General features: G+C 70.7%; 21 protein-coding genes. 14 read left to right on the forward strand and 7 right to left on the reverse strand.

Annotation, left to right across the window (positions count from 1 at the left end):
* Positions 1–302 precede the first annotated feature (302 nt).
* Positions 303–848, forward strand: a complete 546-nt coding sequence (locus HHX33_RS33250) for a hypothetical protein (protein WP_182878039.1) — start codon at positions 303–305, stop codon at positions 846–848.
* A gap of 69 nt (positions 849–917) precedes the next feature.
* Here the strand turns inward: HHX33_RS33250 and HHX33_RS33255 are convergent, their stop codons facing one another.
* Genes HHX33_RS33255 through sigJ form a run of 3 tightly spaced genes read right to left on the reverse strand, consistent with a single transcriptional unit; the run spans position 918 to position 4,753 of the window.
* The gene (locus tag HHX33_RS33255; protein ID WP_396786272.1) at positions 918–2,570 is read right to left on the reverse strand and encodes a cytochrome bc complex cytochrome b subunit; all 1,653 of its coding nucleotides are present in this window, start codon (positions 2,568–2,570) and stop codon (positions 918–920) included.
* Positions 2,567–3,754 carry a ubiquinol-cytochrome c reductase iron-sulfur subunit gene (locus tag HHX33_RS33260; protein WP_182878040.1) on the reverse strand — a complete coding sequence of 396 codons (1,188 nt, stop codon included), beginning with the start codon at positions 3,752–3,754 and terminating at the stop codon, positions 2,567–2,569. Before HHX33_RS33260 ends, HHX33_RS33255 begins: the two co-directional genes overlap by 4 nt.
* A gap of 27 nt (positions 3,755–3,781) precedes the next feature.
* Positions 3,782–4,753, reverse strand: coding sequence for an RNA polymerase sigma factor SigJ (gene sigJ / locus HHX33_RS33265; protein WP_117410133.1), 972 nt, complete (start codon positions 4,751–4,753; stop codon positions 3,782–3,784).
* 213 nt (positions 4,754–4,966) lie between these two features.
* On the opposite strand from sigJ, the gene HHX33_RS33270 reads away from it, so the two are divergent.
* The 11 genes from HHX33_RS33270 (at position 4,967) to galK (ending at position 14,744) form a co-directional block, all read left to right on the forward strand.
* Positions 4,967–5,728 (forward strand): DeoR/GlpR family DNA-binding transcription regulator, encoded by a 762-nt coding sequence (locus HHX33_RS33270; protein ID WP_117410132.1) that lies wholly within the window; start codon positions 4,967–4,969, stop codon positions 5,726–5,728.
* Positions 5,725–6,666, forward strand: a complete 942-nt coding sequence (gene pfkB, locus HHX33_RS33275) for a 1-phosphofructokinase (RefSeq protein WP_182878041.1) — start codon at positions 5,725–5,727, stop codon at positions 6,664–6,666. Before HHX33_RS33270 ends, pfkB begins: the two co-directional genes overlap by 4 nt.
* Positions 6,667–6,849: 183 nt before the next feature.
* Entirely contained in the window at positions 6,850–8,073 is a 1,224-nt protein-coding gene (mtlA, locus tag HHX33_RS33280; protein WP_182878042.1) for a PTS mannitol transporter subunit IICB, read from the forward strand.
* 4 nt (positions 8,074–8,077) lie between these two features.
* On the forward strand, positions 8,078–8,386 hold the full coding sequence (locus tag HHX33_RS33285; protein ID WP_182878043.1) for a PTS lactose transporter subunit IIB: 309 nt from the start codon (positions 8,078–8,080) through the stop codon (positions 8,384–8,386).
* Positions 8,379–8,843, forward strand: a complete 465-nt coding sequence (locus HHX33_RS33290) for a PTS sugar transporter subunit IIA (protein ID WP_117410130.1) — start codon at positions 8,379–8,381, stop codon at positions 8,841–8,843. Before HHX33_RS33285 ends, HHX33_RS33290 begins: the two co-directional genes overlap by 8 nt.
* Positions 8,840–9,880 carry a zinc-dependent dehydrogenase gene (locus HHX33_RS33295; RefSeq protein WP_182878044.1) on the forward strand — a complete coding sequence of 347 codons (1,041 nt, stop codon included), beginning with the start codon at positions 8,840–8,842 and terminating at the stop codon, positions 9,878–9,880. Before HHX33_RS33290 ends, HHX33_RS33295 begins: the two co-directional genes overlap by 4 nt.
* Before the next feature lie 77 nt (positions 9,881–9,957).
* Positions 9,958–10,236 (forward strand): HPr family phosphocarrier protein, encoded by a 279-nt coding sequence (locus HHX33_RS33300; RefSeq protein WP_182878045.1) that lies wholly within the window; start codon positions 9,958–9,960, stop codon positions 10,234–10,236.
* 139 nt (positions 10,237–10,375) lie between these two features.
* The gene (locus tag HHX33_RS33305; protein WP_182878046.1) at positions 10,376–11,293 is read left to right on the forward strand and encodes a helix-turn-helix domain-containing protein; all 918 of its coding nucleotides are present in this window, start codon (positions 10,376–10,378) and stop codon (positions 11,291–11,293) included.
* A complete protein-coding gene (locus HHX33_RS33310; protein ID WP_117410126.1) occupies positions 11,290–11,703 on the forward strand; it encodes a VOC family protein in 414 nt (137 codons plus the stop codon). The genes HHX33_RS33305 and HHX33_RS33310 overlap by 4 nt, the downstream gene beginning before the upstream one ends.
* A 138-nt stretch (positions 11,704–11,841) precedes the next feature.
* A complete protein-coding gene (locus tag HHX33_RS33315; protein WP_182878047.1) occupies positions 11,842–13,503 on the forward strand; it encodes a catalase in 1,662 nt (553 codons plus the stop codon).
* Positions 13,504–13,622: 119 nt separating this feature from the next.
* Positions 13,623–14,744 carry a galactokinase gene (galK, locus tag HHX33_RS33320; protein WP_182878048.1) on the forward strand — a complete coding sequence of 374 codons (1,122 nt, stop codon included), beginning with the start codon at positions 13,623–13,625 and terminating at the stop codon, positions 14,742–14,744.
* A gap of 188 nt (positions 14,745–14,932) precedes the next feature.
* Here the strand turns inward: galK and HHX33_RS35365 are convergent, their stop codons facing one another.
* Positions 14,933–15,229 carry a hypothetical protein gene (locus HHX33_RS35365; RefSeq protein WP_220502462.1) on the reverse strand — a complete coding sequence of 99 codons (297 nt, stop codon included), beginning with the start codon at positions 15,227–15,229 and terminating at the stop codon, positions 14,933–14,935.
* A gap of 612 nt (positions 15,230–15,841) precedes the next feature.
* On the opposite strand from HHX33_RS35365, the gene HHX33_RS33330 reads away from it, so the two are divergent.
* Positions 15,842–16,456 (forward strand): dihydrofolate reductase family protein, encoded by a 615-nt coding sequence (locus HHX33_RS33330; protein ID WP_182878049.1) that lies wholly within the window; start codon positions 15,842–15,844, stop codon positions 16,454–16,456.
* A 178-nt stretch (positions 16,457–16,634) separates the two neighbouring features.
* Here HHX33_RS33330 and HHX33_RS33335 read toward each other — a convergent pair whose 3' ends face one another.
* Positions 16,635–17,360 (reverse strand): SDR family oxidoreductase, encoded by a 726-nt coding sequence (locus tag HHX33_RS33335; RefSeq protein WP_182878050.1) that lies wholly within the window; start codon positions 17,358–17,360, stop codon positions 16,635–16,637.
* A gap of 82 nt (positions 17,361–17,442) precedes the next feature.
* Between HHX33_RS33335 and HHX33_RS33340 the strand changes: the two genes are divergently transcribed.
* Positions 17,443–18,339, forward strand: coding sequence for a LysR family transcriptional regulator (locus HHX33_RS33340; RefSeq protein WP_182878051.1), 897 nt, complete (start codon positions 17,443–17,445; stop codon positions 18,337–18,339).
* Positions 18,340–18,574: 235 nt separating this feature from the next.
* Here the strand turns inward: HHX33_RS33340 and HHX33_RS33345 are convergent, their stop codons facing one another.
* Positions 18,575–19,261 (reverse strand): helix-turn-helix transcriptional regulator, encoded by a 687-nt coding sequence (locus HHX33_RS33345; protein WP_310741629.1) that lies wholly within the window; start codon positions 19,259–19,261, stop codon positions 18,575–18,577.
* 211 nt (positions 19,262–19,472) lie between these two features.
* Positions 19,473–20,309, reverse strand: a complete 837-nt coding sequence (locus HHX33_RS33350) for a UbiA family prenyltransferase (RefSeq protein ID WP_182878052.1) — start codon at positions 20,307–20,309, stop codon at positions 19,473–19,475.
* Positions 20,310–20,927 lie beyond the last annotated feature (618 nt).

The raw sequence follows: 20,927 nt of genomic DNA on the forward strand, positions 1-20,927 counted from the left end.
TTTACACCGGCGGAACCGCCACGCCCAGAATTACTCCCCCTCTCCTTTGCCGGCTCCCCTTGGCCGGCACTCCTTTGCAGACGGCCCCGGCGGGGCCCGCGGGAGCGCCGGACCGCTCCTTTCCCATTAAGACGAACGCGGCCCGCGGAATGTGACACGCGACCACGCGGTGAATTACCGGCGCAATGCGCATGTCACGTTCCGGCCCTCGGGATACGTCATTCTTTTGGCGGCTCGAACCGGCGGAACCTTTCCGCTCCCCACCGTGCCGCCTTCCGGCCGCACAGCGAGGTGAACAACTGATGGTCTTCGTCCCGGACGCGTCCCACGCCGATCCGAGCGCGTGGCGGATCGCCATGGACGCCAGTGAGGGAACGCTGTCGATGACGACGTCGAAGGGGCCCCGGCTCCTGCACGAACTGCCCTGTTTCCACGGCTCCTTCTATCTGAGCCCTCCCGGGCTGCTGGCGGGCTTCACGCTGCAGCTGCCGTTGCCGGTCTATCCGTCGTGGCTGCAGGAGGACGAGGCCCCAGTGCTCTTCTGGGAGTCGGTGGACCTCGAAACCGGCCACGCCCCCAACGAGGTCATGGGGAACGCCCGGCTGCGGCTCGGCAGGCGGGAGACCTCCGCGACCGTGTCCGCCCTGTGCACGGAGGTCCCGGTCGCCCAAACCGGCCGCTCCTACCTGAAGATCGTGCTGGAGACCGTGTTCCCCTCGGTGAGCCTGCGCTGGCCGGCCGAGGCGTGGCAGCGGCTGCGGCCGGTGACGCTCAAGCTGTTCACCGAGATCCGCCCGGCCGACCCGCCCGAGTCTCGGTGGCCGGTGCCGGAGCAGCGGGACCGCTGAACGGCACCCTTGGGCAGCCGAATGTGGTCCGGGCCGGCCGGCCCGGACCACATCGGTCCCGGAGACGGGTCAGCGCGTCAGAGCGCGGTTCTGCCCGTCTGAAAGAGTGTCCGGGAGAGCGGCCCGCCCGTCCTCGCCGTGTGGGCCGCCGTTGGCTGTCGGAACCTTCTCCCCGCCGTACGCCCTGGACATCCGCAGGCGCAGTCGGCCGATCGGTCCGCGCAGGCCCCTGGGGGGCACGGCCTCGTCGTACGGCAGCACCGGCACCGGTTCCCGGCCGCGCAGGTGCGCCTCGATGTCCTCCGCCGGCCGCGAGTGGACCTCGACGTACCGGCCGTCGGGCATCCGTTTGATCACCCCCGACTCCACGCCGTGCGTGAGCACCGCGACGTCGGAGCGCTGCAGGCCCAGGCAGATGCGGTAGGTGACCGCGTAGGCCAGGGCGGGCGCGACGAACACGAGGATCCGTCCGGCCCAGGTCGTCGTGTAGAGGCTCACGCGGAAGTTCGCGGAGATGATGTCGTTGCCGCCGAACAGCCACAGCACGCCGTAGAACGCGATGGCCGCCATGCCGATCGAGGTGCGGTGCGGGTTGTCGCGCGGCCGGTCCGCGAGGTGGTGCTCGCGGTGGTCACCGGTGATCCACCGTTCCAGGAACGGGTAGAGGGCCATTCCGACGACGATGATCCCCAGCGGCACCAGCGCGGGGATGACCACGCTGAGCGGGACCGTGCCGGCCTGCGAGGTGCCGAAGAGGTTGACCTCCCAGGCGGGCATGATGCGCAGCGCCCCTTCGAGGAAGGCCAGGTAGAAGTCGGGCTGCGAGCCGGCCGAGATGTCGGCGGGGGTGTACGGCCCGTACAGCCAGACCGGGTTGATCTGCGCGAACGTGCCGAGCCCGGCGATCACGGCGAACGTGAACAGGAAGAACGCCCCCGACTTCGCCATGAAGGCCGGGTAGAAGGGCGCGCCGACCACGTTGCGGTTGGTCCGCCCCTTGCCGGGGAACTGGGTGTGCTTCTGCACCCACATCAGGATCAGGTGCGCGGTGACCAGCGCCAGGATCAGGCCGGGCAGGAGCAGGATGTGGATCGAGTAGAAGCGGGAGATGACGTCCTCGCCCGGATACTCGCTGCCGAACAGGAAGAAGTTGAGGTAGGTGCCGACCACCGGCAGTCCGATGACCACTCCCTGGGTGACCCGGAGCCCGGCACCGGACAGCAGGTCGTCGGGCAGGGAGTAGCCGGTCAGGCCCTCGAACAGCGCGACGGAGAGGATCACCACGCCGATGATCCAGTTGAGCTCGCGCGGCTTGCGGTAGGCGCCGGTGAAGAAGACCCGCAGCGCGTGCGCCATCATGCCGCCGATGAAGACCAGCGCGGACCAGTGATGGATCTGCCGGATGAGCAGGCCGCCCCGGACCTCGAAGCTGATGTCGAGCGTGGACGCGTACGCCTCGGACATCGCCACCCCCTTGAGCGGGGCGTACGTGCCGTTGTAGACGATCTCCCCCATGCTCGGCTTGAACCAGAACGTCAGGAAGGTGCCCGTAAGCAGCAGGATGACGAACGAGTACAGCGCGATCTCGCCGAGGAGGAAGGACCAGTGGTCGGGGAATATCTTGCGCAGGTTGCGTCTGGCGAAGCCGCCCGCGCCCAGGCGGTCGTCCAGGAATGTGGCCGGCCCGGCGATGCGCTCGGGCACGGTTCTCAGTTCACTCAAAGGTGGCCTCCGTTCTCCCTGGCCCGCGCCTCCGCGTCGCCACGCTCCCAGTAGCTGGGGCCGACCGGGGCGGCGAAGTCGCCCAGTGCGACGAGGTAGCCCTCCTCGTCGACGCCGACCGGCAACTGCGGCAGCGGCCGGGCGGCGGGGCCGAACACGACCCTGGCCCCGTCGGCGGCGTCGAAGGTTGACTGGTGACACGGGCACAGGATGTGGTGGGTGGTCTGCTCGTACAGCGCCGCGGGGCAGCCCACGTGCGTGCAGATCTTGGAATAGGCGACGATCCCGTCGTGGGTCCAGTTCGGATCGGTGCCGGGTTTCAGCTCCTCCGGACGGAACTTGACGAGGATCACCGTCGCCTTGGCGAGGACGTTCAGGTCGTGCTCGTAGCCCTGGGGGACGACCGACAGGATGCCTCCGGGCGAGTTGAAGTCGGCCGCGCGGATCGGCTGTCCGGTGCCCTCGACGACGAGGCGCAGCGGCTTGCCGTCCTCGGTCCGCTCTCCCCAGACCGTGTGCCGCAGCTTCCGGTGGAGCTGCGCGGCGGGCGCGCCGGTGGTGTCGAGGTCGCGCAGCAGCACCAGCGGCGCCAGGCCCAGCGGCGCCGCCGCGAGCAGCAGGGTGCGGCGCAGCAGGCGGTGCCTGACGATGCCGCTCTCCGCGGCGCCGCGGACGAACGTGGCCGCGACCTCGGCCCGCACCTCCTCGGGTGAGGCCATGGGGTGGCGCCGCTGGACCAGCTCGTACTTCGGCATGATCTGGCGTACCCAGATCACGATCCCCGAGGCCAGCGCCAGCAGCGCCAGCGTCAGCGTCCCGCCGAGGGCGACGTGCGAGGAGCCCGTCGCGCTCAGGCCGCCGACCTGGAGCCGGACGTACGTCACGAGGAAGGCCACGAGGGCGGCGAACGCCAGCAGGAAGCACAGCGCCGCGACGCGCTCCGCCCTGCGGGCCGTCCGTTCGTCCTGCGGAACGACGCCGGGGACGCCGGGAACGGCGGGAAGATCGGCCTCCTCGTCCGCCGCGTCCCGACGCGCGGACGAAGCGCCGGGCAAGGGGGCGCCGGTTGAGGGAGCGTCGGTCAAGGGGGTGCCGAGGACGCGGGCGGGCGTCCGCCGGTCCGGGCGCGGGCGCCCCTCAGGCCACCCCTCCGGACGTCCGGTCTCGTGCTCGTTGTCCGTCATGACGAAAGTCGCTTCTCTCGCGGCCCGTCAGCCCGCGGCGCGGACGGGCCTGGGTCTTCCGGGTCGCCGGCCCTCGACGCCCCCGAGCTTGTCCTGGTTCGCGATGATCCAGATCCGGGTGACGCGGTCGGCGGCGAGGTCGACGTCGACCACGATCACGGCGATCGGCTCGTCCCCCGCGGTGATGAGCGCCGCGGGCCCGCCGTTGACGTCCACGACGGAGCCGCTCCCGATGTCGTCCCCCATGTCGTCGGTCTCCGCGACCGCGGCGCTCTCCGGGCGCAGAACCCTGCGCAGACCGCGGACGAGCAGACGGCCGACCTTCTCCGCGCCCTCGACCCGGTTCCTGGCCACGCCGCGGCGGCCGTTCCCGTCGATGCACAAGGTGACCTCGGGCGCGAGCAGATCGAGCAGCGCCCGCAGGTCGCCGCCCAGGCAGGCGGCCAGGAAGCGCTCCGTCACCCGCCTGCGGACGTCGTGGTCCTGCCGGAACCGGGGTCGCCTCTCCCGTACGTGCGAGCGGGCGCGGCGGGCGAGCTGCCGCACCGCGGCCTCGGACCGGCCGACCATCACCGCGATGTCGGCGAAGGAGAAGTCGAACGCCTCCCGGAGCACGAACACCACCCGCTCCAGCGGGGAGAGGGTCTCCATCACCACGAGCATGGCCACGGAGACCGAGTCGGCGATCTCCGCGCCGTCCTCGAGTGCGGGCCCGGTCGGCAGCGGCTCGGGCAACCACTGCCCCACGTACGCCTCCCTGCGGGCCTTCGCCCACCGCAGCCGGTCGAGAGCGAGCCTCGTCGTGATCTGGACGAGGAAGGACCGTGGGTCGGCGATCCTGGCGTGGTCGACGCGGTCCCACCGCAGCCACGCCTCCTGGACGACGTCCTCGGCGTCGGTCACGCTGCCCAGCACCCGGTACGCCACCCCGAAGAGCAGCTCGCGGCTGCTCTCGAAACTGGCGACCGGCGCGGGCTGCCCCTCGGTCACCGCGGGCATCTGGCCTCCTTGTCTCCGCCTCCCCTATAGAGACGCGCCGGAGGCACGAGACGTGACACGGGCGGCCCAGGGTGCGAGACCGCCGGAGAGGCCGACACGCAGGGGACTTCTCCGCGTATTGCCCTTTTCGTGATCTGCACCACTCTTGACCCTCCAACACAGCCGGGTATAAACAAATACGAAACAACATCGAAACGGTGGTGAACCAACACGATGTACGCCGAGGAGCGGCAGCAGGAGATCCTGCGGGTGGCGCGGGACGCCGGCCGGGTCGACGTGGTGACGCTGGCCGACCGATTCGGCGTCACCACGGAGACGATCCGCCGCGACCTGACCGCGCTGGAGCGCGCGGGCGTCCTGCGGCGCGTGCACGGCGGCGCCATCCCGGTCGAGCGCCTGGGATTCGAGCCCGCCCTGGCCGCCAGGGACGAGGTCATGACGGCCGAGAAGGAACGCATCGCCAAGGCCGCCCTGGCCGAGCTTCCGCAGGACGGCGCCGTGGTCCTCGACGCGGGCTCCACGACGAGCCGGCTCGTGCAGGCGCTGCCGCCGGACCGCGAGCTCACCGTCGTCGTGAACTCGCCTCCACTGGCCACCATGCTGGCGACCCGTCCCAACCTGACCGTGCTCATGCTGGGCGGCCGGGTGCGCGGCCGGACGCTGGCGACCGTGGAGGACTGGGCCATCCAGCAGTTGTCGCAGCTCAACGTGGACGTGGCGTTCATGGCGACCAACGGCTGCTCGGTGGCCAAGGGCCTGACCACCCCCGACCCGGCCGAGGCGGCGATCAAACGGGCGATGATCGCCTGCGCCGACCGCGCCGTCCTGCTGGCCGACCACACGAAGTTCTCCGCCACCTACCTCGCGCGCTTCGCGACGCTCCGCGAGATCGACGTCGTCATCACCGACACCGGGATCGACCCCGACCTCGCCGCCGCGCTGGCCGCCGCCGGACCGGAGGTGGTTCGCGCGTGATCCTCACGCTGACCCTGAACCCCAGCCTCGACCGCACGATCGAGGTCGGCGCGCTCACCCGCGGCGCGGTCATCCGCGCCGCCGCCACCCACCTCGACCCCGGCGGCAAGGGCGTCAACGTCTCACGCGCCCTGCTGGCCAACGACGTGCGGTCCTGCGCGGTCATCCCGTACGGCGGCAGCGAGGGACGCCGGCTCCTCGACCTGCTGTCCGCGGAGGGCATCGACATGGTCCCCGTCCCGGTCGAGGGCCCCACCAGGTCGAACGTCGCCATCGCCGAGCCCGACGGCACGGTCACCAAGGTGAACGAGCCGGGGACCGCGCTGACCCCCGCCGAACTGGACACGCTGGCGGGCGCGGTGCTCGACGCCGCCCGGTCGGCCGACTGGGTGGTCGCCTCGGGCAGCCTCCCGCCGGGCGTCCCGATCGACGTGTACGCCGGGCTGGGCCGCCGGTTCGCCGGCGCCGGCATCAACCTCGCGGTCGACACCAGCGGCCCCGCCCTCGTGTCCGCCGTGAGCGCCGGCCCGGCCCTGGTCAAGCCCAACCGCGACGAGCTCGCCGAGGCCACCGGCACGTCGATCGCCCACGTCGGCGACGTGCTCGACGCCGTCGGCAAGCTGCGCGCGATGGGCGCGCGGTCCGTCCTGACCAGCCTCGGCGCCGACGGCGCACTGCTGGTCGAGGACGACGACCGGGTCTGGTACGGCGAATGCGCGGTCGAGGAGCCACGCAGCAGCGTGGGCGCGGGAGACGCGCTGCTGGCGGGCTTCCTCGCCGCCGGGGCCCGCGGCGCCGCCGCCCTCGCCGAGGGCCTGGCCTGGGCCGGCGCGGCCGTGGGCCTGCCCGGCAGCCGGATGCCCGGTCCGGCCGACATCGACCGCACGCACGTCCGGATCGGCTCCCCCGACCCGGCCCGCCAGCTCTGCCCCTACTGACCGCGTCCACCGAAGCCCGTGTCCACCGAACCCGCGCCCACCGCATCGGCCCCGCCGACCCGCCCGCTCCGCCCGCTCTGCCCCTGCTGATCCACTCGCTTCGCTCGCTTCGCCCGGGGACGACGGCGACCCGAGAACCCCCCAGCCGGCCCGCCAGGCCGGTCGCCCGGAAGGAGCATGTCCATGGCCACGCCCTATACCCCCACCGTCCACGGCACCGGTGTGCGGGCCACGATCCAGCGTTTCGGCGGCCACCTCGCCGGAATGATCATGCCGAACATCGGGGCGTTCATCGCCTGGGGCCTCATCACGGCCCTGTTCATCCCGACCGGGTGGATACCGAACAAGACACTCGCCGAACTGGTCGGCCCGATCATCGGCACCCTCCTTCCCGTCCTCATCGGCTACACCGGCGGCCGGATGGTCCACGCCCAGCGCGGCGCGGTCGTCGGCGCCGTCGCCACCATGGGCGTCGTCGTCGGCGCGGACGTGCCGATGTTCCTCGGCGCGATGGTCATCGGCCCGCTGGCCGCGCTGGTCCTCAAGTACGCCGACCGGTTCACGGCCGAACGGACCAGGGCCGGCTTCGAGATGCTGGTCGACAACTTCACCGCAGGCATCGTCGGCGCGGTCATGGCGATCGCCGGGGTCCTCGCCATCGGCCCGATCGTGGAGAAGGTCACCGAGGTCGCGGGCGACGGCGTGTCGTGGCTCGTCTCCCACTCGCTCCTGCCGATCGCGTCGGTCATCATCGAGCCGGCGAAGGTGCTGTTCCTCAACAACGCGATCAACCACGGCGTGCTCGGGCCGCTGGGCGTCGCGGAGTCGGTCAAGCACGGCAAGTCGATCCTGTTCATGCTGGAGTCCAACCCCGGCCCGGGCCTCGGCCTGCTGATCGCCTACCTGCTGTTCGGCCCGAGGTCCCTGCGTCCGAGCACCCCCGCCGCCATGATCATCCACTTCTTCGGCGGCATCCACGAGATCTACTTCCCGTACGTGCTGATGAAGCCGCGCCTGATCCTCGCGGTGATCGCCGGTGGCGCCTCCGGTGTGCTCACCTTCCTGGTCACCGGGGCCGGCCTGGTGGCGACGCCGTCGCCGGGCAGCATCTTCGCCTACATGGCGGTGACCCCGAAGGGCGGCTGGTTCGGGGTGATCGCCGGGATCGTGGTCGCGACGGCCGTCTCCTTCGCCGTGGCCGCCGCCCTGCTGGGCTTCGGCCGCGCCAACGGCGACCAGGGACCGGCACCGGACGCGATCCGGACCGACGCGGGCGACACCGGCCACGCGAACGACAGCCACCCGGACGACAGCCACGTGAACGACATCGACGGCACGAGCACCGAGAAGCGCGACCCAACCGGCGAGACGGCGGCCGAGAGCGTGCCCGCCACCAAGGAGGCGTAGAACCGTGTCCAGCATCCAGGGCAAGGACGTCCGCAAGCTCATCGTGGCGTGCGACGCGGGCATGGGCAGCAGCGTCATGCTCGCGAGCACCCTGCGCAGGCAGCTCAAGGGCACCGAGGTCACCGTGGATCACACCCCGGTCAACTCGATCCCCGGGGACGCCGACGTGGTCGTCTGCCACGCCGGGCTCGCCGACCGGGCCAGGGCGAGCGCCCCCGGCGTCGCGCTCGTGCCGTTCCAGGTCTTCATCGGCGACCCGGCCGTGACGCGGGTCGTCGACGCGATCAGGAACGGGGGCACGATCGATGGCTGACCGGGCCACGGCCCCGCTCCCCCTCGACCCCCGCGCCGTACGGACGGCCGCGGCCGCCGCGGACGTCGAGGACGCCGTCCGGCAGTGCGGAGCGGTCCTCCAGGAGGTCGGCGCGGTGGACGGGACCTACGCCGAGGCCATGCTCGAACGCGAGCGGTCGATCTCGACGTACGTCGGCGAGGGCGTGGCCATCCCCCACGGCACGCTGACGTCGAAGGAGGCGGTCCGGCACGACGCCGTCTGCGTGCTGCGCTTCCCCGAGGGCGTCGACTGGCACGGCGAGCGCGTGACGGTGTGCGTCGGCATCGCCGCACGCGGGGACGGCCACCTGCGGCTGCTGTCGTCGCTCGCCCGCATCCTGCTCGACCCGGACCGCGCCGCGGCCCTGCGCGCGGCGACCGAGGTCGACGAGGTCATCGGCCTGCTGCAACCGGACGGAGAGGAAGACCCGGAGTGAAAGTCGCCCGATTCCACGCTCCCGGAGACATCCGGCTGGAGGAGGTGCCCGAGCCCGTCGCCCGCCCCGGCGAGGTCAAGATCCGCGTGCGCAACTGCTCGACGTGCGGCACGGACGTGAAGATCTACCGGTTCGGGCACCACCACATCAGGCCGCCCCGGGTGATGGGCCACGAGATCGCCGGAGAGATCGTGGAACTCGGCGAGGGCGTGACCGGCTGGAGCCCGGGCGACCGGGTGCAGGTGATCGCCGCCATCCCCTGCGGCGAGTGCGAGGAGTGCCGCCGGGGCCACCGCACGGTCTGCCCGAACCAGGAGTCGATGGGCTACCACTACGACGGCGGCTTCGCGCAGTACATGGTCGTGCCGGCCAAGGTGCTCGCCGTGGACGGGCTCAACCGCGTCCCCGACGGGGTGGGGTTGGCCGAGGCGTCCCTCGCCGAGCCGCTCGCCTGCGTGCTCAACGGGCAGGAACTGGCCCGCGTCGGCGAGGGAGACGACGTGGTCGTCGTCGGCTCGGGCCCGATCGGCTGCCTGCACGTGCGGCTCGCCCGCGCCCGCGGCGCGGGCCGGGTGTTCCTCGCCGACCTGAACGCCGAGCGTCTCGCCATGGCCGCCGGGCTCGTACGGCCGGACGCGGCGATCTGCTCGGGAGAGACCGACGTCGTGGACGAGGTGCTCAAGCTGACCGGCGGCCGGGGCGCCGACGTGGTGATCACGGCGGCGGCCTCCGGGGCGGCCCAGCAGCAGGCGTTGCAGATGGCCGCGCGGCAGGGCCGGATCAGCTTCTTCGGCGGGCTGCCGAAGGACGACCCGATCATCGCCTGCGACTCCAACCTCGTGCACTACCGGGAGCTGACCATCGTCGGCGCGAACGGATCGAGCCCGGCGCACAACGCCCGCGCCCTGCGGCTCATCGCCGACGGAGCGGTGCCGGTCGCCGACCTGATCACCCGTCGCCTCGGTCTGGACGAGGTCATGGACGCCATCGACGTCGTCGCCCGCGGCGCCGCGATCAAAGTCACCATCGAGCCCTGAAGCCGGGCCCTCAAGCTCTGACCTGAGACCAAGCTCTGGAAAGCGAGCTCTGGAGATCGAGCCATGGAAGGAATGCGATGCCGGAAAGGACAGTGACGGTCGCCTCGCGCTCCGGCCTGCACGCCCGCCCCGCCAAGATCTTCGTCGAGGCGGCGGCGCGGCAGCCGGCGCCCGTGCGCATCCGGGTGGGCGACGGCGACGCCGTCCCCGCCGACAGCATGCTGGGCGTGCTGACGCTCGGGGCCGGGCACGGCGCGGTGGTCACCCTGGAGGCCGAAGGGCCGGGAGCGGAGGAGGCCCTCACCGCCCTCGCGGACCTGCTGGCCCGCGACCTCGACGCCGAAGGCGCCGCATAGGCCGAGGGGGCCGCATCACCTGAACGACGGGTGCGGCCACCCGCCCGCGCCGCGCTTCCGCAGCGGTGCCCGCCGTACGCGCCGATGGCTGACGCGCTCCCCTTCGGGGAGACTGGGGCGCGGGAGGGAGGAGCGGTTGATGGCCTCATCAGCACGGCGGGCAGCGGGCCCCGGCGACAAACGCGGCGAGCGGGAGGAGGCACGGTACGTCCGGCGGCGACCGGCTCCCCCGCTGCGTCCGCTGGTCGCGTGGTACAGCGGCTACCGCGACGCCGGCATCCCGCCCGGGACGCATCGCGGCCTGCCCTCGCCGTACCTGACCATGATCGTCACGCTCGACGACCCGCTCGTCGTCGCGGCGCATCCCGATCCCCGCACTCCGGCGAGGTCGTACGACACGCTGGTGGGCGGGTTGCACACCGCTCCGGCGATCGTCACGCACGACGGGCGGCAGTCGGGGGTCCAGCTCGCCCTCACGCCGCTCGGCGCGCGGGCCCTGCTCGGCCTGCCGGCCGGGGAGCTGTCCGGGCTCGACCTGGACGGCGCCGACGTCCTCGGCGCACTCGCGGGCGAACTGCGCGAGCGCCTGCTGGAGGCGCCCGGCTGGGGCGGGCGCTTCACGGCCCTCGACGCGGTCCTGTCCCGGCACACCCGTCCCACGCGGGAGCGGCCGTCCGAGGTGACCTGGGCGTGGCGGCGGATGCTGGCCGCCGGCGGCCGGGTCACGGTGTCCGGTCTCGCCCGCGAGGCGGGCTGGAGCGCCCGGCACCTCAACGGCCGGTTCCGGGAGGAGATCGGCCTGTCCCCCAAGGAGGCGGCGCGGGTCGTCCGGTTCGACCGGGTCCGCCGCCTGCTCCAGAGCGCGGCGGCGTCCGGGCGGCGGCTCGCGCTGGCCGACGCGGCGGCCGAGTGCGGGTTCTACGACCAGGCGCACCTCGCCCGCGAGTTCCGGAGCCTTGCCGGATGCTCCCCCAGCAGGTGGCTGGCCGAAGAGGGGGTGCCGTTCCGAAACGTCCAAGCCCTGGCCGGGGACGGACGGCCAGACTCGGCGGCATGAACGACACCACACCAGCACCTCAGGTCTGGCCCACGCTGCGGGCCAGGGACGCCCGCGCGTTGATCGCCTTCCTCGTCGAGGCGTTCGGCTTCGAGGAGACCGCCGTGTACGGCGAGGGCGACCGGGTCGGCCACGCCCAGCTCTCCTGGCCGCCCGGCGGCGGGATCATGCTGGGCAGCGTCCGCGAGACGCCGGACGACAAGTGGAACCTCACCCCCGGCACGTTCGGCGCGTACGTCGTGACCGACGAGCCGGACGCGTTGTTCGCCCGGGCGACCGCCGCGGGGGCGCGCGTCGTCCAGGAGCCGTACGACACCGACTACGGGTCCCGCGACTTCGTGGTCCGCGACCCGGAGGACAACCTGTGGTCGTTCGGCACCTACCGCGGCGAACCGCGCGTGAAGGGCTGACCACTCTCCGCCGCCCCGCCGGGCAGTATCCGGCGGGGCCGGACCGATCTCCGTCCCCGTGAATACCCAGCCGAAAACCGGATATGGAGGCATTGACAAGGACTAACAGTTCAAACGTGATCTGAGAGGAGCCGTCCCATGACGGACGTGTCGAGCAGGGGGCCGGAGCCCGGAGACGAGCGCCCGGTGCTGACCAACCGTCAAGGGCACCCGGTCTACGACAACCAGAACCAGCGGACGGTCGGCGCACGCGGCCCGGCCACCCTCGAGAACTACCAGTTCCTGGAGAAGATCAGCCACTTCGACCGGGAGCGCATCCCGGAACGGGTGGTGCACGCGCGCGGCGCCACGTCGTACGGCTTCTTCGAGGCGTACGGGACGTGGGGCGACGAGCCGATCGCCCGGTTCACGAGGGCGATGCTGTTCCAGGAGGCCGGCAAGCGCACCGACGTGGCCGTGCGGTTCTCGACGGTGATCGGGGGGCGGGACTCGTCGGAGGCCGCCCGCGATCCGCGCGGATTCGCCGTGAAGTTCTACACCGAGGACGGCAACTGGGACCTCGTCGGCAACAACCTCGCGGTGTTCTTCATCCGTGACGCCATCAAGTTCCCCGACGTGATCCACGCGCTCAAGCCGGACCCGGTGACGTTCCGGCAGGAGCCGAACCGCATCTTCGACTTCATGTCGCAGACGCCCGAGACCATGCACATGCTGGTCAACCTGTTCAGCCCGCGGGGCATCCCGTCGGACTACCGGCACATGCAGGGGTTCGGGGTCAACACGTACAAGTGGGTGAACGCCGAGGGCGAGACCCACCTCGTGAAGTACCACTGGATGCCCCGGCAGGGAGTCCGCAGCATGACGGCCGAGGACGCCGCCCGGGTCCAGGCCCACGAGCTGGGACACGCGACCAAGGACCTCCGCGAGGCGATCGACCGCGGCGACTACCCGGAATGGGAGCTGCTCGTCCAGATGATGAGCGACGAGGAGCACCCCGAGCTGGACTTCGACCCGCTGGACGACACCAAGGTCTGGCCGGAGGAGATCTTCCCGGCCAAGCCCGTCGGCCGCATGGTCCTCGACCGCAACGTGAGCAACAACTTCGCGGAGAACGAGCAGATCTCCTTCGGCACCGGCGTCCTGGTCGACGGGCTGGACTTCTCCGACGACAAGATGCTCGTGGGCCGTACGTTCTCCTACAGCGACACCCAGCGCTACCGCGTCGGGCCGAACTACCTGCAGCTGCCGGTCAACCAGGCCAAGAACGCCAACGTGCGGACGAACCAGCGCGACGGCCTCATGACCTACCGGCAGGACCAGGCGGGCGAGAACCCGCACGTCAACTACGAGCCCTCGATCACCGGCGGGCTGCGCGAGGCGCAGTTCCCGACGCACGACGAGCAGGGCCCGGAGATCGTCGGCAGGCTCACCCGCAAGCGCATCCCGCGGACCAACGACTACAGGCAGGCGGGCCAGCGCTACCTGCTCATGGAGCAGTGGGAGCGCGACGACCTGGTGGAGAACTTCGTCACCATGCTGTCGCAGTGCGTGCGTCCCGTCCAGGAACGCATGGTCTGGCACCTGCTGCTGGTCGAGGACGACCTCGGGCTGCGCGTCGGCGAGGGCCTCGGCATCACGCCGGACGACGTCAAGCACCTGGAGCCGCTGGCGAGCCAGGACCTGACCGACGAGGACCGGCAGCGCCTGTCCAGCCTCGGGAAGAACGGCCCGCGCGATGTCTCCGGCCTGAAGATGACGCACTGCGTCCCGAACGAGCGGGCGGAGGCGCCCGCGATCTGACACCCGCACAACGGGGGGAAGGGGCCCGGCTCGGCATCCCGAGCCGGGCCCCGCCACGTCGGCGGCCTCGAAGGTCGCTACCCTACGGGGAGGCCGCGGATGTCGAGGAGTGTGCGTTTATGGGCGTTGCTGGTGCTTTCCTCCAGGCGTACGGCGAGGAACCCGCCGGAGTCTGGCACGCGCCGGGCAGGGTGAACCTGATCGGCGAGCACACCGACTACAACGACGGCTTCGTGCTGCCGTTCGCGGTGCCGTGGGGCGTCACCGCGGCCGTGCGCCCCCGCGAGGACCTCACGGTGCGGATCGCGTCCCTCCAGGCGCCCGGCGGGGAGCAGGCGCTGGACGACCTCGACCGGGCCGACGGCTGGGCGCGCTACCCGGCCGGGGTGGTCAAGGTGATGCGCGGCGCCGGCCTGCCGGTCCGCGGCGCGGACATCATGATCGACGGCGACGTGCCCACGGGCGCCGGGCTGTCGTCCAGCGCGGCGCTGGAGGTGTCGGTCGGGCTCGCCCTGAACGACCTGTACGGCCTGGGCCTGGAGCCGATGGAGCTGGCCAGGCTGTGCCAGAAGGCCGAGAACGAGTTCGTCGGCATGCCCTGCGGGATCATGGACCAGGCGGCCTCCGCGCTCGGCAGGGAAGGGCACGCGCTGTTCCTCGACTGCCGCTCGCTGGCGAGCCGCGCCGTTCCGTTCGACCTGTCGGCGTACGGCCTGCAGATCCTCATCATCGACACCGGCGTCCACCACGAACTGGCCGACGGGCAGTACGCGAGGCGACGCCAGGACTGCGAGAACGCGGCCAAGCACCTCGGCGTCGCGTCCCTGCGGGACGTCACCGACCTGGCCGGGGCACTGTCCCGGCTGAGCGGCGACGAACGGGCCCGCACCCAGCACGTCGTCACCGAGAACCACCGGGTGGAGGCCGTCATCGGGCTGCTGCGCGCGGGAGCCGTACAGGAGATCGGCGCCCTGCTGAACGCCTCGCACCTGTCGCTGCGGGACCAGTACCAGGTCTCCTGCCCGGAACTGGACGTCGCGGTCGAGAGCGCGGTCCGCGGCGGCGCGCGGGGGGCGCGGATGACCGGCGGCGGCTTCGGCGGCTCGGCCATCGCGCTCGTCGCCGACGACCGGGTGGACCGGGTCCGCACGACGGTCGAACGCGCCTACGCCGAGCGCGGCTGGGCCCCGCCCACGTTCCTGCCCGCCACCCCCGCCCCCGGCGCCCACCGCGTCCGATAAGCGCACGACCGCCCATCTTACGGAGGCCATGAACTTCCTCTGGTCGTCGCGCCAGGCATGCTTGCGGAAGTTGCCGCCCATAATGCGGAAGCGCTTGACGGACACAGCGCCGTGACGTGTACTTATAGTGGTCGGTGACAAGAGGTCCAGGGGACTTCTTCCCGGGGGACCGGGATAGCCGGCCTCACTCATACGGTGCCCCAGGGAGTCAACATCGAAGCCAGATGGGGCTGGATTCGGCTCTCAAACCATTTGCAGGGTCTACCTTCCAAAATCCGCTGCACCGCCCAGAGGCCGTAATCCGCCACCTGGATCCCCCATGAGCTTTGTGCGTCCCAGACGCAGAGCACTACCTCCCGATCAACGGCCAACTCACGGCATACATCTGAAAGCGCTTCACGCGCATCCATGAGCCGCCGGTTGGTGGTAAGCGTGGCCACGATCACGTAGAGCGTATCCCCCGGCGCGCTGACCAGCGGCAGCACGTCCCTGAAGTGTGAGTACCACGCCAGCTTGTACAGCCAGTGCGGTCGTTCCCTGATCGACGGATGCGCCCTCGCCTTACAGAGAAAGGTGACGTCGATTCGCGGTCTTTGGCGACCTATCAAATCGAACATCTCGTCACGGGTGGCATGGGAGTCGTTTTTCGCGTGAAGGCCCCTGGGCAGATTGACGCCGCGCCTCTCAAGATCGCACGCGCAGGCGTAGCCCATCCCACACCTGCCGGCCGTGTTCCCCGCCGAACACGGCCGTCCCGAAGCCGAAGTAGAGACTTGCTCCAGGCGATCCGCTCATATCCATATTGCCGGTTTCGTCGGCATACATATAGATTTCCGCCATATTCCAGCTAGCCTTCAGCTCGGCAAACAGTGGAAACCTTTCCTACCACGTAACCGAGACCTTGCTCTCGAATACCAGGCCGATCACCGGCCCTGCCGGCCTTCGCGTTGCCGCGATGAGGGTCTTGGGGTCGCGTCTCTCACCGAAGCACGTTGTCCGGTTGGTCGAGCCAGACGTGTTGTCGGTCGCGGCCGATAGGTTCGGGAGGCTGCGCCGGTCTGCCTGCCGGCGCCACCTGACCTGAAGGGATCGTCACGATGGCGAAAATCGTCTCCACGCTGTTCATCTCGGCCGACGGGGTGGTCGAGATCGACCCCGCTTGGCACTTCCCGTACTTCGACGAGAACATGGGCCGCGCCGTCACCGAGGACTATGACACCGCCGACGTGCTGCTCATCGGGCGCGAGACCTATGACAGCTTCGCCGGCGCCTGGCCCGGCCGCGAGGCCGCGGGCGAGGTCGACGCGCCGTTCGCCAAGCAGCTCGGAGACATGCGCAAGGTGGTCGTCTCGCGCCAGCCGCTGGAGTTCTCCTGGCGCAACTCCGAGCTGGTCAAGGGCGATCTCCTCGACGCCGCCGCCGCGCTCAAGGCCGATGCCGGCATCAGAGGCATCCTCATCCCCGGGTCGATCTCCGTCGTGCAGCAACTGCTCGCCGCGGGGCTGGTCGACGAGGTGCGCCTCCTGGTGCATCCGGTGGCGGCGCGTAAGGGCCGCAGGCTGTTCGACGACGGCGACGCGCCGTACCACCTGAAAGTGACGGCGACGGAGGCGTTCCCGACGGGCGTGATCCGCGTGATCTACTCGCCGACCGCGGCGCCTGCCAAGGCCGGCTACGACGAGATCAAGGACCAGGTGCCCGAAGGGAAGTAGCCGCCTTCACGAGGAGGAACGGGGGTCGCCTACCGGCCGCTGCCCACCGGATGACGTCGTCCGGCCGGTCGAGCCAGACGTGTTGGCCTTCCGTGGTGACGGTCAGCCCGAACCGGCCCCCATCAGGGGGGCCGATGCGAATGACCACTCCGATGCGGTTTCCCCGTACGTCCGGAGATCACCAGGGGACGACGCCCTCGTCGTCGAAGAAGCCGCCGCGCGGGCCGTCGTCCGGCAGTGTGGCGAGCCGGATCGCGATCGCGGCGCCCTGCTCGGGCGTCCGCGGCGCGTTGAAGCCGGTGAAGTCGGTGGCCACGTAGCCCGGGCAGCAGGCATTCACGATGATCTTCGTGTCGGCGAGCCGGCGGGCGTACTGGGTCGTGATGCCGTTGAGCATCGTCTTCGACGGCGCGTACGCGGCCAGGATCGGGCCGGTCTGCAGCGTCAGCGAGCCCATGTTGCTCGACACGTTGACGATGCGCGGTGAGTCCGCGCGGTGGAGCAGCGGGAGCATCGCGTTCGTCACCCGGACGACCCCGAAAACGTTCGTGTCGAGGACGGTGCGCACGACGTCGAGGTCGAGCGTCGTCGGATCCTGCGCGCCGCCGTCCATCCGGCCGGAGATGCCCGCGTTGTTGACGAGCACGTCGAGCCGGCCCGCCGTGCGCTCGATCGTCTCCGCCGCCGCGGCGACGCTGTCCTCGGAGGTGACGTCGAGCGCGACCCCGAACGCGTCGACGCCTGCGGCACGCAGCCGCTCGACGGCCTCCTTGCGCCTGACATCGTCGCGCGCGCCCACCGCCACCGTGAAGCCGATCGCCCCGAGACCCTGTGCGACGGCGAAGCCGATCCCCTTGTTCGCGCCGGTCACCAGCGCGGTCTTCCTGTCGTTCACGCGATCCATGCTCGCGAGCCGCACGCTCGTCGTCCAACACCGTGTGAGTGGGCTGTGATACTCGGCGGGTATCAGCCGGTAGGCTCCGCCCGTGGACGACCTCGAGACCCGCGAGCTCCGGTACTTCGTCGCCGTCGCCGAGGAACTGCACTTCGGACGCGCCGCCGACCGGCTCGGGATCGCACAACCGCCGCTCTCCCGCGCGATCGGCCAACTGGAGCGGCGGCTCGGTGTCCAGCTCCTCGACCGGAACCGGCGCGGAGTGGCGCTCACCGACGCCGGCCGGGTGCTGCTCCGCGAGGCCGGTACGGCCCTCGACGCGGTGGCGGCCGCCGCGCGCCGGACGCGGCGGGCCGGGGACCCGAAGCGGCCGCTGGTGCTCGCGTCGAAGGCCGGGGCATCCCATGAGCTGCTGCAACGGCTCCTCGACGCGTTCGCGAGAGAGCCCGGCGCGGTACCGGTCGAGGTCTTCCTGTGCGAGGTCGGCGAGCAGGCGGGCCTGCTCCGCGACGGACGCGCCGACGTGGCACTCGTGCACCGGCCGTACGACGACCTCGCCGGGTTCGACACCGAGGACCTCCACGTCGAAGGCCAGGTCGCGATCCTTCCCGCGGCGCATCCGCTCGCGTCCCGCGATCAGCTCACCATGGCGGAGGTCCGCGACGTGCCGGACCTGCCGATCGCCCGATGGCCCCGGCTCGACGGCTCCTACCCGGACGGACCCGGACCGGAGGTGCACACCCAGTCGCAGCTCGCCCAGCTCGTGGCGCTCGGCAGGACACTGCTCGTCATCCCCGCCTCCAGCCGGGCCTGGCAGTGGCCCGAACACGTCGCGGTGCCCGTCGTCGACGCGCCGGACGTCACCACGGTGATCGCGTGGCCGCCCAGCAGCCGCTCATTGGCGGTCGCATCACTCGTCCGCTGCGCGGCCAGGCTCCGCGACACCGCGCCGCCTGTAAGCTCCGCCCGAGTTCGACCTGCGCGGTAGTAGTACACCGCGCTGCGGGCGGCAGGTCCTCAGATTTCCAGCGCAGCGAGGCTGTCCCCCACGCGTGCGGTCGTGGGGTGGTCGCTTCCGTATCGGCGGCACGGGCCCGCGGATCTACTTGAAGGCGTCGTGTAGGTCGGCGGCGGACGTCGTCCCGGAGCACATGTGGACAAGCTGCGACCCGAGCGCAGCGGCCCCCGCCTGCCTGGGAAACAGCACTGAGCCTGATCTGATTTCATCCTTCAAGCGGCGGCTGCGGTACGAGGCCGACCTTGTTGAGCGCGTCGACCCGCGACGTGGCGGCGAGCTTACGAAAGATATTCCGCAGGTGTGCCTTCACGGTGGCCTCGCTGATCGCGAGCTCCTTCGCGATCTCGCGATTGGAGAGCGCCCGGCTCACGCACTTCAGCACCTCCCGTTCGCGCTCCGTGATGTCCTCCGGGCCGGCGACGGGTCCGGACACACTTCGGTGGTCTCTTCCGGAGCCGGATGGGCGGCCGGCAAGCCGGACATGCTCGTGCGCCACGCTGCCGATGTAGAGCCGGATGCTGATCGCCTCGTACAGCGCTTCCAGCACGTCCGGGAGGCGCTCGCGGCCTTCGGGGATCTCCGTCGTCAGGACCTCGCGCAGGACCGGAACGGCCGCGCGCCACAGCAAGGTGGCGGCGCGGATGGAGTCGGCGACGAGGATCTGCTCGTGCGCCCGACTGATGCCGAGTTCGCGGGTCGGGACGTGCGGATCGGATGGTTCCGTGGCGGTGGGATCGAGTACGCGTACGCACTCGCTCAAGATCGCCTCAGCTTGGCGGCGGGCCTGATGCCAGCGGTCGGCCGTGGTGACGAGCGGGCTGTCGGCGTCGCGCAGCGCTTTCTCGTAGAGGCCGAGGATCTGGTCGATGCGCTCGCTGACGATGCCGGTCACAGATATCTCTTCGCCTCGAACAGATCGCGTATTCGACCATTGGCCCGAACCTTTTGTGGAGATGTGTGTCGATCATAACGGATCTCGCGGTAATCGGTGGTTCTCGGTGGTGGGCGTCACACAGCGTCAAGGGCGCCACACCGTCGGCCGCGACTCCCACTGCTACGACGCAGGTAGAAAGATCAACGGGCGTAAGCGCGGTCATCCTCACTCAGATGGCATGACGCGTGAACAACGTGATTCCCAGCGCGGCAATGGTCGCGTACTGGGTGGCCATGAAACTGCGGTACGGGTTCCGGGGCGTCTCACCCGCGAGAGAGCGGCAGTCGCCGGCGACTCTGCACGCTCCCAGCGTGAGGATCAGCATGGACGGGAGCAGGACGGGCGCCGTCAGGGCGGCCGCCGCGTCACCCGCCACCGCGACCGCGACGGCGAGGGCGGCGGCGCATCGGGCGACTGGGGTGATCCCGTACCGGACCGCGAAGGTGCGACGCCCGGCCAGAGCGTCGCCCGGCACGTCGGCGATGTCCTTGGCCAGTGCGCCCACCAACCCCATCCAGCCGGACATGACGAGGCCGAACACGACGACGGCGGCGCTGTGTCCGTGCGCTGCCCGCGCTCCCGCCCAGAAGGTCGCCAGGCCGAGGGCCGCAATCACGGCGCAGGCGGCCGCCCCCGCCCGCTTGGCCGCCCGCGGGGGACCGGAGTAGAGGTAGCCCAGGCCGAGGAAGAGCAGCACGTGGACGGTGATCCCCGCCGTCGTGCCGATTGCCAGGGCCAAGGCGGCGGCGCAGCCCGTGAAGGCCGTCGCGTTCGCGCGCGACAGGCGCCCGGACGCGATGGGGCGCCGAGAGCCGTTCCCCCGGTCCTCGGCGACATCCATGATCCCGTTGAACACGTAGACGGCGACGGCGGCGGCGGACCACGCCACGGCTCCGGCGGCGACCGAGACAACGTGCGCGCCCACGCGACCGGTGAGCGCGGCCCCGGCCAGGAAACGGCTGAGGAACATCACCTGCACCAATGGCCGGGACTCCAGCAGTCCCATGAATATCGCATGCGGCGCGGCGACCAGCGACCGTCGAATTCCGGTTAACGATTCATACCTGGTGACCAACAGCCACCGCCATGAGAAGCCAAGAGAACCCCCGGATGCTCGTGGACTAAACCATGAAAAACCAGGGCTATCGAGTCTGTCAACCAACGGCGCGGAACGCGAGGATTCCAATGCGGGCGGGCCGGTGTGGCCGGTTGATCACCTTGGGTGAGGGACCGGCCGATGCCTGCCCTTTCGCACCGTGGTCAACGGCTCGGATCCCCCGAAGAACGGTCCTGAGCACGGGGTGGGGAACCCGCCGGCCGCGATCCCGCGACCACCGGGGACGGCGGGTGGCCGTGTGCGCACATCCTTCGAACGCCATTCGGCCGGTGGCGCCACCTGTCGGCCGGGAGTAATACCAGAGAACGATGCACCGTAATCCTTTTGGATGAATTGAATCATCATTGTCACGAGGAAAGGATCTCTGTTAGTGTCTCAACGTAAGTATTCAGGTCGTGCGCGCGGTGTAAGGGTTCGGTCGGATGCGTGACGGTCCGTCACTTTGATCAACCGGCGTGCAGATGATGTGATCGTCGGGTGTCCGGCCTGGAGGAGCTGTCCCGCGAG

It is taken from the genome of Microbispora sp. H10670 (genome assembly GCF_014161385.1).
GTDB classification, from domain to species: domain Bacteria; phylum Actinomycetota; class Actinomycetes; order Streptosporangiales; family Streptosporangiaceae; genus Microbispora; species Microbispora triticiradicis.